The following is a 12,837-nucleotide window of genomic DNA, read 5'->3' on the forward strand; positions in this document are numbered from 1 at the left end:
CGGCGCGGCCGCTGCGTTGCTGGAAGATGAAGAAGCGCTGTGGTTCATGCGAGGACTCCAGGGGCATGAACTGCGGCGGTGTCGATCGCGTGGTGGACTGGCGTGCCGACAAGGCGCACACCGAGTCCTTCGATACGGCCGGTAACCCGGCCCGCATCGATGAGGTCGATATCGGCGATCAGATAAGGCTCTGGGTCGAGCCCGATCTCGATGATGTCGGCGCGGTAACCGAACACCTGTCCGCGCGGCAGCACCTGGGCGCGAAAGCGCGCTTGCACCGGGCGTCCGCACACAGGCTGGAACCGTGCGCCGCGCAAACCGCGGCCGAGCCCCAACGCGAGCGCATGAACCTGCAGCAACTGGAACGCCCCTTCGAGCATGCAGGGGCCTGGGAACACTGGGTCGTCCTTGAAGTGCGCGCGTACCGCCCAGTGCTGCGGATCGAGCGTGAACTCGGCCATGCTGCCGCCCAGACCGCACACGCCACCCGTGCTGCGGATGTACGGAATGCGTTCGATCATGTGCGTGATCGTCGGCGACAGACGCAGCGACGGGTTGGGTCCGCCGGCGGCATGCGCGCCCGACAGTACGCCTGCGATGTCGCCGTGCGCGAGCGCGACGAGGTCCCGCGTTTCGAGTGCGCGCGTGGGCGGTGCCAGCGGCGGCACGAACGGTTGCGTTGCCGGTTTGCGCACGGCCTTGTGCTGCTCGCCGATGCCTGCGCCGGTCGCCAGTTCCTCGTAGGTGAAAAAGCCCGCTGTGCAGCGTTCGATCTTCAGCAGCGGGCGGCCGTTGGTGCTGGCCTGGAACTCGGTCTTGAACAGCAGCGAGTCGCCGTTGCGGAAGGAGTCGACGATCTGGATGTCGTATTCGACACATTCGCCGGCACGCGGCGTGTCGCCCTGGAAGGTCAGCACGGCATCGAGCCAGCGATACACCCGGCGACCCTGGTTCTGCGCATCCATCCCGAGCCAGCCGGCGAGGAACAGCACGCCTTGCGCGTCGAGTGCGAGATAGCAGGTCTGGCCATCGACGGCATTCCACGCCGGATCGGGCACGTCGAATTCGGTGCGGATGCGGCTACCGTGCAACTGGCCGTGCGTGCCGGACATTTCCGTCACGCGGCTTAGCGCGAGAAACGGCGGACCGGGCAGACGCAGGCGGCGCGGCAACTGGTCGGCGGCGGCATAGGCGGGACCGAACACGTGCGAGATGCGGCCTTCGGCGAATTCCATTACGTCGGATTCGTTGTAGAGCGAGGCCTTGGCGTGACGGCGCGCAGCGGGCTTCGCACTGTGTTCGTCGCCGTGTGTCGCAGGAGCCGGAGCCTGAGCTGGAGTCGGACCGAGCAGGCCGGTCAGACTCTGCCGATGCTGTTCGAGCCATGCGCCATGCGCTTGCGCACGACGTGCGGCGATGGCGAGCAGCGTGGCGCTCAGTTCACTGGAACGCTGCTCGATGGTTTGAGCTGACGTGTCCTGATGCACTGCTGGCACGCTGACGACGAGGTTCGGCTGAGAGGCCGCTGGGCGCGTGTCCGACGCGAGCACGGCCGCCACCCTCGCGCTTTCCCGTTGCACGTTCGAAGACTTGCCCGCAGCGCGCTGCAACGCCTGATCGACACCGAGCCGACGCAGGTTATCCGCCAGCACGCCGGCGAGCGCCGGTTGCTGAAACTTGAGCTCCTTGTACAGCGCGGGCTTCGCCGGTGCATTGGATTCGTCGGCAAGACCCCAGACGCGAGCCATGTCGAGCGGCACCCGATGCGCGACCAGCAACGCGACAAGCCGGCCGAAATTCTGCACATCATCCTGATCGCGCCGGCTCATCGCGAACGAGACATGCGGCCGTCCGTGCAAGGTCTTGCCGATCCAGCGGCTGCAGTTCGCACCCGGACCCATCTCGACGAACAGGCGTGCGCCGCGCGCATAAGCCTGCTCGGTCAAGGCGGCGAAATCGAGTGGCGAGACGAGGTCGTCGGCGATCCGTTCGGCGATGCCTTGCGGCGTCCACGAGGCGGGTGCGCCGCCGGCGAACAGCAACGCCGGCGAAGCGGGTCCGACCTGCGACGTCGTGCATACCGCCGCGATGCCGGCGCGTTCGGCCTGCGCCGGGTCGCAATGTACGACGAGGCTATCCGGCGCGGATATCGCACCGATGCCGAGTTTTTTCAGCACGCGCGCGCAGGCCGCCTGCTCGCCGATCAGCGTGACTTCGTCGGGTGCATTGACGAGGCTGACATAGGCGCGCGTCTCGCCCGCGGCAGCGGCCTTCACCGCATCGGCCGGCGCGAGCAGCAGGTAGTTGGCCCACTCGAGCGGTTGGTCGTCGGCAAGTTGCCAGTGTTCGCGCACAGCCACCTTGTCGCCGGCCAACCGTTGCAGATGCTCGCCGAACTGATCGAGCCGGGCGGTCCAGGCATCGCCCGGTTCCCAGACATCGTTGGCAAACAGCATGCTGAGCTGTCCGAGGCTATGTCCGAACACCGCTGCGGGCTCGATGCCGATGCGCTCCGTCAGCAGGCGCGTGTACAGCCAGCTCGACAGCACACCCGCGCCGATCAGCGCGTGGTTGTCGGTGAGCAGGCGTTGCTCGATCTGCATCCGCGTTTCGGGATCGAGCGGCGCAAGGCGCTGCGGATATAGCAACGACGCACCCATCGCCGCGCCCGCATCGCGGTAACCGGCATCGAGCTTGTCGAGCGCACCGGGCAGCAACGCACCGACGCCGCGCGCGAGTCCGCAGAACGCGGTATTCAACGGCGAGTAGACGAACGCGACGCCGCCTTCGCGGCCAAGCGGCGCTGCACTGAAGCGACTGCCGCGCGGCGACTGCCATTCCTGCGCGGCAGGCAACTGCGCCAGCGCGGCGCGGGCTTCTTCCAGCAAGCCTTCGACATCGTCGGCGAGCAACGCCAGCGCGAGCGGCGCGTCGGCGTCGTAGCCGCGTAATGTTTGCCGGGCACGCAGACCGAGTTGTGCCGGCGCGGCAATCAGCTCGCGCAGACGCGCCAGCAGTTCGTCGCGTGTCTGCGCGGTGATTGTTAGCAACAACGGTAGCGTGGTGGTGGGCGCGCTGCGCGACAGCGCAGCGGGAGCTTCGCGCAGCAGCGCGTGGGCGGCGCTGCCGTCGGGATCGCGCGCGAGCACGGCGGCGTGACGCAGTTCGCCGGCCGGGCGAAACCATGGAGTCGATCCGGTCGGCACGTACGCACGACCTTCGCCCAGTGCGGCCAATGCGGCCAATGCGGCCGGTGTACCGAATGCCGCGGTCCGCTCATCGTTCAAAGCGGCTGCGGTGTCCAACCCGGCCCAGCCAGGCAGCCTGCGCGCATTCAATGCGAGCGCCGCGTTCAGCACGCCAAGCAGAGGCGTCAGCATATGGCCGTCGCCGAATATCGCGGCGCTGCTCGCCAGTGCCGGGCACGTTGCCTCAGCTAGCGGCGCAGCCAGTGCAGCAGCCGGCAGGGCGCCCACTTCGAACAACCCAACAGGTGTTCCCTCGGCGAGACCTGCGCGTTGCCCGGCACGCTGCGCCGCATCGGCGAGGCTATCCGCAAAACCGGCACCGAGCCATTGCGCGTAAGCGCGTGCCTGATCGTGTGTAGCTGCCGGTTCAAGGACCAGTGCGCAGGCACCTTCGGCGAGCGGGTTCTGAATCGGCTCGCCGTTCGCATGACGGACCAGCAGATTCTCGATGGTGCCGCCCAGATCGATGGCGCCGACCAGCACCGCTTGCGCTACGCCTTCCGCCAGCATGCGTGCGCCCAGATCGAGCGCGCGCAATGCCGTGGTTTCGTCGCCGGACAGCGTGAACGCGGGGCCCGAGAAATCCCAGGCCGAAGCGATGCGGCTCGCAAGCAGGTTGCCGATATAGCCGAGTGCGACGGCGGCATCGGCGGGTGTATGCAGCGCGTCGGTCACCGCTTGATCGAGCTTGCCGCGTTCTTCGTCGCTTAAAGACAGTCCGGCCGCGGCGAGTGCATCGGCGAGCCGCCAGCCGCTTTCCCAGCGAGCGAGCAGGCGATGCACGCTATGGTCCATGCTGGCCGCGATGATCACCGCGGTGCAGGTGCCGGCAGCGATGCCGGCGTCGCGCAATGCGGCGTCGCCGACTGCGAGCATCAACGGTTGTTGCGGATGCAGCCGCTCGAGATCCTTCGGCGGCAGGCGCAGTCGCAGCGCATCGATGGCGACGCGCTCGAGATAGGCACCGCGTGGTGCCACGAACGGTAAGCCCGCGAATGTCGCGGGCGGGGCATCGCGCAGCCGTGGCTTCGCTTGCTGCAAAGCTTCAATGACGGCATCGAGATTGGCGCAGTCGCCGACGGTGGCGGCAAGGCCGGTCAGCAGCGGCGGTGTTGCGGTGTCTTCGACGCGGCGCTGCGTATTCGTATCGGCACGTTGATCGATCGCAGTCGACACAGCGCCTGGCGCATCGACAACGAGATGGGCGTTAACCCCGCCGAAACCAAATGCATTAACCGCGGCGCGTCGCAATCCCTCGGGCCACGTGCGCAGTTCGCACACGATATCGGCCTCGCTGCTCAGCGGTTGCTCGATGCCGGCCGTCGGCGGCAGCACGCCTTCGCGCATCGCCAGCACGGTCTTCACGAGGCCGGCCGCGCCGGCGGCGGTGAGCAGGTGACCGAGATTCGATTTGACCGAGCCGACGGCCTGGCCCGGGCCGAATACGGCGCTCATCGTTTCCAGCTCGACGCGATCGCCCATCTGGGTGCCGGTGGCATGGCATTCGACATAGCTGACGCTGGACGGCGCGACGCCGGCATCCGCATAGGCACGTTCGCAGGCCAGTTGCTGGCCTTGCGTATTGGGCGCGGTCAGGGTCTTGCCGTTGCCGTCGCTGGACAGACCGACTGCGCGAATAACGCCATAGGTCGACGTGCCGACAACGGCTCGGCGCACCAGCATCGCGACCGCGCCTTCGCCAGGCGCGAGACCCGTCGAGCGTGCATCGAAGGGCCGGCTCGGAATGCCGTCGGGCAGCGCCTGGGTCGCGGCGAAACCGAGGTTCGCGTACAGCGGATCGAACCCGTTGGCGGCGACCACCAGCATCGCGTCGGCTTCGCCCGCGGCGATATGCAACGCGGCGAGGCGCAGCGCGTACAACGACGTGGCGCACGCTGCGTCGAGCGAATAACGCGGACCACCCAGGCCCAATGCCCCAGCGATACCGCGCACGAGACCACCGCCGATGCGCGCCGATTGTGCATGCGTGCCTTTCAGCACACGGCCCGTTGCGAGCCGCAGTTGCGCCTGCGGAGCGACGGCATCGAATGCTTCTGCTATGGCTTGTTCGTAGAGCGGCCGGGTCAACGCATCGCTCGCCGCGCCGACCGCCCAGGCATAACTGCCGAGCAGCAGGCCGGTGCGCGCAAGGCTTTCTTTATCGGCTGGCCACAGGCCGGCGTCGCGCAACGCATCGCGCGCTACGGCCAGCGGCCATTGCAGACAACGATCCTGGGCGGCGAGAAATTCGGCCGGCAGATGGTAGCCGTGCGGGTCGAACGTATAACCCGACGGACTCGCGATCTCGATGCTCGGCGTGCGGTCGCTACCGGTGCCGCGCAGGCGGTTCGGGTCGATGCCCCAGTCGGCGGCGACTGCTGTGCGTATCGATCGTTTGCCGGCGAGCAGATTCGCCCAGAAGGTGTCGAGGCTGTCGGCGTCCGGTAACAGACAACCGAGGCCGAGGATATCGAGCGCGAGCATCAGGCCGTCTCCATACCGATCACGTCGTCATTGAGATCGCGGTTCCACAGCGGGTCGTCTTCACCGACGACGGTGGCGGCGAAATCCTCGAGCAACGCGAACACCCGGCCGTCGCGATCGCAGAGTTCGAAGTCGCAGCTGAACTGCGGGCCGACCAGGCTGCGTACGCGCATTTCCACGAAGAAGTCGCGCGGCATCGGCGCATCGCCGCGCCAGCTGAAGCGGCCCATCGAAGCTGGCAGACACGCCGCGCGATGCCGTTCCATCAGCCAGACGAGGCACGCGTGGCTGGCAATGTCATAGATCAGCGGTCGCAGCCCATGGCTCGTCGTGTTCTCCGACACGTGCGCAGGAATCCGGCATTCGATCAGCGTGCTGTGCGCGTCCAGCTGCAACACGCGCTCGACACCGCGGAAACTCGGCCCGTACTGGATCGGTCCGGCCAGGTAACCCGCGGGATCGGCAACGTTGTCGGTTGCGACCGGCAGCTTGCGCTGGCGCGTTTCGAGCGACTGGTCGAAGCAGAGATTGCCGGCGAAGCGGGGGCGCCCGTCGGCGTCGGTGACCGAGGCGCGCAGCGTATGCGGCCCGCTCACTTCGAGTTCGAGCGTGAGGGTCACCGGCGCGGGCGTATCGAAGACGACCCCCTTGAACACGCGGTAATCCTCGAGTGCGGTGACCACGCGATCCTGCCAGCGCGTCGCGCATTCCACGAGCCACTCGGCGACCCACGCCGAAGGCAGCACGGCGAGCCGGTTGATGCGATGCTCGTCGATCAGCGGGTCTTGCTGCGGCGAAAAGGACCGCTCGAGCCGAACGCGCGAACCGGCCTGGGCGCCAGGCGCGGGCAGGGTAGCGCCGACGACGTACTGGTTGCCGCCGCCACGTTTCGACAGGGCTGCTTCGACAAACGTCCGCGTGCCCGCGGCGAGCGGCAGCAGGCCGATGCCGCGATCGGCGAACAGCTTCTTCAAGGTCTCGTCGACCATGCCGGCATCCCACGGTCCCCATGCGAGCGAGACCGCGCGTGTCTGCGGCCAGCGACGACCGAGGCGAAACGCGAGCTTGCTCAGCGCTTCGTTGGCCATCGAGTAGTCCGATTGTCCCGCGTTGCCGGTGTAGCCCGCGGTCGAAGAGAACAGCAGCACGCGTTGCGGCGGTTGTGTGTCGAGTGCGTCGAGCAAGGTCAGCAGCGCGTCGAGCTTCGGCGCGAATACCTGCTCGATGTCCTGCGCGGTCTTGTCGACGATGCGGCGATCGGCCAGCACGCCGGCGCCGTGCACCAACATCTTCACTGGGCCGTGCGCGTCGATCAGACCGGCGAGCGCGGCGCGCGTCGCGGCGGTGTCGCCGAGATCGAGTGCCAGGTAGTCGACCTTGGCGCCATGCGCACGGATGGCGTCGAGGTTGGCGCGTACTTCGCGTGCGGCGAGGACTGCGCGGCACGCTTCATCGATGAGGCGAGGCGTGATCTGCTTGCCGCTGCTGCGCAGGTGTTCCAGCGCTTGCGCTTTCAGCGCTGCACCCGCTGCGTGGCCGACGGCCCAGGCCGGGTCGCCGGCGGTGAGGACCGTGCGTCCGAGCAGGACGAAATGCGCCGGTACCTGCGCCGCGAGCGCCTCGATGCAGGCCGCGGTGATGCCGCGCGCGCCGCCGGTGACCAGCACTAGATCGCCGGCTTGCAACGACGGCAGCGTTTCGGCTGCGGTTTCGTTTTCTTCCGTGCAGGCGAGGGTCCAGCGGCCTTGTGCATTCCAGCCGCATTCGGCCGGGTAGTGCGCGAGCGGATCGCTGTGTGACACGGCGGCGCGCTGGCAGTCGTGCCATTCCGACAGCAGGTGTTCGGCGGCGTCGGCCGGTGCCAGCGATCCGGCGAGATCGACGAAGCGCGCCACGCTCTGCGGATGCTCGTGACGCAGCGTTTTCAACAGACCGGCGAGACCGCCGGCCACGCTATCGCCGCCGCCGTCGAAGCCGAGCCGGCCATCGAGCCGCGCGCTGCCCAGAATGCAATGCGGCTGCCAGCGCAGTACGGCGCGTACGATCAGCAGGCCGAGCGCGAGGCGTCGACGGCTTGCCGCGTCGTCGCCTGCGGGCAACAGCAACAGCACGCTTTGCGGGTTGCCGTGGGCGTTGGCCAGCGCGGCCAGTGCATCGTCGAGACCGGCCAGTTCGCACGATACGTCGGCGTGTTCGCTGACGCCGTCGGTCCAGCCGGCGAGCGCGAGAACGATCGGGCGTTGGCCTTGTTGACGCAAGCGGGCGGCGACCTCGCGGGTGAGCGGGCCGCCATCGTCGATCAGCAGTACGCCGGCGTCGGCGATCATGCGAACGGGGCGTCCCAGCGAGATCGGTACGGGGCGTACTGCGAGCGAGCGCCAGCGTTGCGCATCGTAGGTGGGCGTGGCAGCCGGTGGCGTATTGACTGCGGACGCAGTGGGCGCTGCTACGGCGTTGGTCATACCCGTCAGCAATGCGGCGATCTCAGCGATCGTGCCCGCGTTGCGCAGTTCGTCACCGGCGCTCGCGCTGTCGGCGATACCGAGCGCATCGCGCACACCGGCGAGAATTTCCACGCGCTTGATCGAATCGACGCCAAGGTCTGCTTCGAGACGCATGCCGGTGTTGAGCATCTCGGCGGGGAAGCCGGTTTTCTCGGCGATGATGCGTAGTAGCAGGGCGCCGACATCGATGCTGTCAGTAGTGGCCGGAGCCAGCGGAGCGACCGAAGCCGCCGCAGTGGTCTGTACCGAACCTGACGCGCTCGCAACGGTCGCAGGCGCTTGCACATGACCTTGCAGCAATGCAGCGATATCACCGATCGTAGCGGCCTGGCGCAGTTCGTCACCGAGCTTGCCGTCGTCCGCCACGCCGAGTGCATCGCGCACGCCTGCGAGAATTTCCACACGCTTGATCGAATCGACACCGAGATCGGCTTCGAGACGCATACTCTCGTTGAGCATCTCGGCGGGGAAACCCGTTTTCTCTGCCACGGTACGCAGCAGCAGCGCGACGACATCGATGCCCGTACTGACGCTGGCCGGTGCTGCTGCTGCCGGTGCTATCGACGAAGCCGCTGCACTGTGCTGACTGCCCAGCAGCGCCGCAATGTCGCCGATCGTAGCGGCCTGGCGCAGTTCGTCGCCGAGCTTGCCATCTTCGGCGACGCCCAGTGCATCGCGCACACCAGCGAGAATCTCGACACGCTTGATCGAATCGACGCCGAGATCGGCTTCGAGACGCATGCCGGTGTTGAGCATCTCTGCAGGGAAGCCGGTCTTTTCGGCAACGATGCGCAGCAGTAGCGCGGCGACGTCGATGCCGGTTGCGGCGCTGGCCTGAGCCGCGACCGGAGTGACCGACGCAACTGAAGCAACCGAGGCAACCGATGGTGCTGCGGATGCGCCCTGGTGGCTACCGAGCAACGCAGCGATGTCGCCGATCGTCGCCGCCTGACGCAACTCGTCACCGAGCTTGCCATCCTCGGCGACACCCAACGCGTCGCGTACCGAGGCGAGAATTTCGACGCGCTTGATCGAGTCGACACCGAGATCCGCTTCGAGGCGCATGCCGGCGTTCAGCATCTCGGCGGGGAAGCCGGTTTTCTCTGCTGCGATGCGCAGCAGCAACGCGGTGATGTCCACACCCTGGCTCGCGGCTGCAACGGGAGCGGCAACGACAGGCGCCGACGTTTTTGCGACCACCGGAGCCGGGGCTGCTACAGGTGCCGCAACGCGGGCAGCAACAACAGGTGCCAACACATTCGCGCGCGGTGCTTCAAACGCGATGGGCGCGATGGGTGAGAGTTGCGGCGCAGCGACCGGTGCGCCGACGTTGCCCGACCATGCAACGGCCGTACCGCCAATTTCCGCCGACAACGCTTGCTGTCCCTGCAGGAATTGCAGATGCAACGCCATGGCCTGTTGCTGGCCACGCTCGATCTGCTGCAGCACCGCGGCTGACGGCGCGTGCTTCGCGAGCGTCAGTGCAAGCTCGAGCTGACCGTCGAGGAACTGACGATGCACATCGGCGAGCCACGCATTTGCCTGCGCGTCTTGTCCGACGTTCTGCGTCGCAGCGACCGGCAGCGGCGCCGGCGCCACTACCGCTGCGTGCGATTGAACCGTCACCGGTACAGACACCGACACAGCCACCGGAACCTCCGCAACTTCCGGCCACGCCGGCCGCTTACCGATGCGATGGTTCGACGCGCTGATATTGAACGCGAGCGCACGCGGCGCCGCCTTCTCAAGAGCGGGAAATTCCAGCCGCAGCGGCAATCCGAGCACAGCCAGTTGCACGGCCGCCGACTGGATCTGCAGGCCGTCGTCGCCGGCCGGATCGGGTGCGGTCGGCAGTGCGACGTGCGGCTGGCCTTCGAGAACCTCACCGACAAGTCGCGTCAGGATGCTGCGCGGACCGACCTCGACGAAGACGCGGCCGCCCTCGGCGTAAGCCGCTTCGATCTGTTCGCGAAAACGCACGGCGTTGAACGGCTGACGACGCAGCAGATCGCGTATGCCGGCGGGATCGGCGGGATAGGGCGCGGCGGTCACGTTGGCCAGCACCGGACAGTGCGGCGCGTGCGGTTCGAGTGTCGCGAGCGCGTCGTTCCACGCGGCTTCCGCGTAACCGACGTGTGCCGTATGAAAGGCTGCGGCGACCGGAATGCGGACCGCCTGAATGCCGGCCTGCTTGAACACCGGCAGCGCCTGCTCGATCGCTTGCGCGTCGCCGCCGGCTACGGTCTGACGCGGACTGTTGAGGTTAGCGAGGCTGATCCCCGGCAGTTGCGGCAGCAGCGCACGCACGCGCTCGGCGTCGACATTCAGCGCCAGCAGACCGCCTTCGGCCAGTCCGGCAGGCGGTGTCAACGCGCCGCCGCGCGCGAGGACGATGGCGCGGTATTGCTCGTCGTCGAGACTCCCCGCTGCCCACAGTGCGGAGAGTTCGCCGAAGCTATGGCCGATTGCGAGGTCGGGACGGAAACCGTGCTCGCGCAGGAACGTGAACACGGCCATGTTGTACGCGCCGATCGAAGCTTGCGCGTACAACGTATGCGTCAGCGCCTGGCGTTGTGCCAGCGCTTGCGCAGGGGCGAAGGTTTCAGGCGGATAAAGCAGGTCGGTGATCGGCGTGTGGCCGTGTGCTTTTGCTTCGGCATCGAAGGCATCGAAGATCGTGCGCAGTTGCGGAAAATCGGTGGCGAGCTTGGCGCCCATGCCAACGGTCTGCGCGCCTTGTCCGCTGAATACGGCGACGACTTTGGCGTCGCTGTCGAGCGCGCGACGGCGGAAATGAACTGTCTGCTGTAGGCTCCACGCGGCTTCTTCGCCACGTTGGGACAACGTCTTCGCGGCCAGATGCAGCAGCGTCGCGGCCTCGTGCGCGTTGACGGCGGTGATGCCCACACGCGGGTGATCGACGTGCGGTGCGGTGTCGGGCCAGGGCTGTGTATGGTCCGCGTCCTGTTCGAAGCGCGCGGCGACTTCTTCGCACAGTCGCGCGAGCGCGGCAGGAGTCGCGGCGCTCAAAAGCAGCGGCAGTGCGCGGCGATGGCCTGGATTGGCGGGCACCGTAGCCGCATATTCCTCCAGCGCCAGATGCACATTGGCACCGCCGAACCCGAACGCACTCACACCCGCACGGCGCGGATGATCGGGATTGCCAATCCACGGACGAGCCTGTTTCGGCAGATACAGCGGACCCTCTTCGCCGAGCAACGTGTTGGGCTTGCGCACGTTGAGCGTCGGCGGCACCACCTTGTGGTGCAGCGCGAGCAACGTTTTGACGAGACTCGCCGCACCAGCCGCGGCCTTGGTATGACCGATCTGCGACTTGACGCTGCCGAGCGCGACCGGTGCCTTTGCACCTTCGAGCACGGTCTGCAGCGAAGCGATTTCCACCGCATCGCCGACGGTCGTGCCTGTCGCATGCGCTTCGATCAGGCCGACACTGTTGGCCGGAAAACCGGCTTCGTCATACGCGTTGCGCAGCGCCCGCAACTGACCTTCGCTGCGCGGTGCGTAGATCGCGCCACCGGCTGCGTCGGTGCTCGCCCCCGCGCCGCGAATCACACCATAGATGCGGTCGCCGTCGGCTTCGGCGTCGGCGAGCCGCTTCAGCACCAGCATCGCGACGCCTTCGGAGATCAACGTGCCGTCGGCCTCCGCATCGAACGCACTGACCTTGCCGCTCTTCGATAAGGCAGGCGTTTTGCTGAAGCTAAGAAACGCGAGCTGCGAATTGTCGGTGTCGACACCGCCGCTGATCATCAGGTCGGCGGCGCCGCTGCGCAGCTCCTGGCACGCGAGTCGCACGGCGGCCAGCGAACTCGCGCAGGCCGCATCGACGGTATGGCTCGCGCCGCCCAGACCGAAGCGGTTGGCGACCCGACCGGCCACGATATTGGCCAGCATGCCGGGGAAGGTGTCCTCGGTCCACTGCGGGTAGTAGTTGCCCATCGCGGTGGCGACGGCGTCGATCTGCTCCGCCGCAACACCGGCCTGTTTCAGCGCGTCCTGCCATTTCGGAATGTCGCTGCGGCGGGCCATGTCGAGCGCGAGTTCGACGGTGGTGCCGGCGACGCCGAGTACGACGCCCGCACGCGCGGCCGGCAGCGGTTTGCCCGCGGCATTCGACTCGGTGGCATAGCCGGCATCGAGCAGCGCTTCGCGGGCCACCATCATCGCGTAGAGCTGCGCGCTGTCGGTGGCATCGAGACTGTTCGGCGGGATGCCGTACAGCAGCGGATCGAAGGCGAGATCGGGCATGAAGCCGCCGCGATCGGCATAGGTTTTATCGGGTGCCGACGGGTCGGCATCGTGATACTGATCGATGCGCCAGCGGCTCGGCGGTACCGGCTCAAGGCACTCGGTGCCACCGAGAATATGACTCCAGTACTCGCCGAGGTTGCGGGCCTTCGGTAGTACCGTGGCCATGCCGATTACCGCGATCGGTGCGGAGACCTGGTGCTGGACGTTGGAGGACTTGGGCATGAGCAGTCTCTAGTCGGACTCGGTGGGTACGGTAGCTGGGACGACAGGGTGTGAAGCAGACGAACGGCGCTGCAACGCGGCCGGATCGACGGAGCAACCGGGGTTCA

Annotated in this window: 2 protein-coding genes; both read right to left on the bottom strand. The window is 67.2% G+C overall.

The window, feature by feature from the left end:
* Window positions 1–44: 44 nt before the first annotated feature.
* On the bottom strand, window positions 45–5,732 hold the full coding sequence (locus FNZ07_RS07435) for a beta-ketoacyl synthase N-terminal-like domain-containing protein (protein ID WP_091015038.1): 5,688 nt from the start codon (window positions 5,730–5,732) through the stop codon (window positions 45–47).
* Entirely contained in the window at window positions 5,732–12,730 is a 6,999-nt protein-coding gene (locus FNZ07_RS07440) for a type I polyketide synthase (RefSeq protein WP_091015040.1), read from the bottom strand. Before FNZ07_RS07440 ends, FNZ07_RS07435 begins: the two co-directional genes overlap by 1 nt.
* Window positions 12,731–12,837 lie beyond the last annotated feature (107 nt).

Origin of the sequence: Paraburkholderia megapolitana (assembly GCF_007556815.1) — a bacterium.
GTDB classification, from domain to species: domain Bacteria; phylum Pseudomonadota; class Gammaproteobacteria; order Burkholderiales; family Burkholderiaceae; genus Paraburkholderia; species Paraburkholderia megapolitana.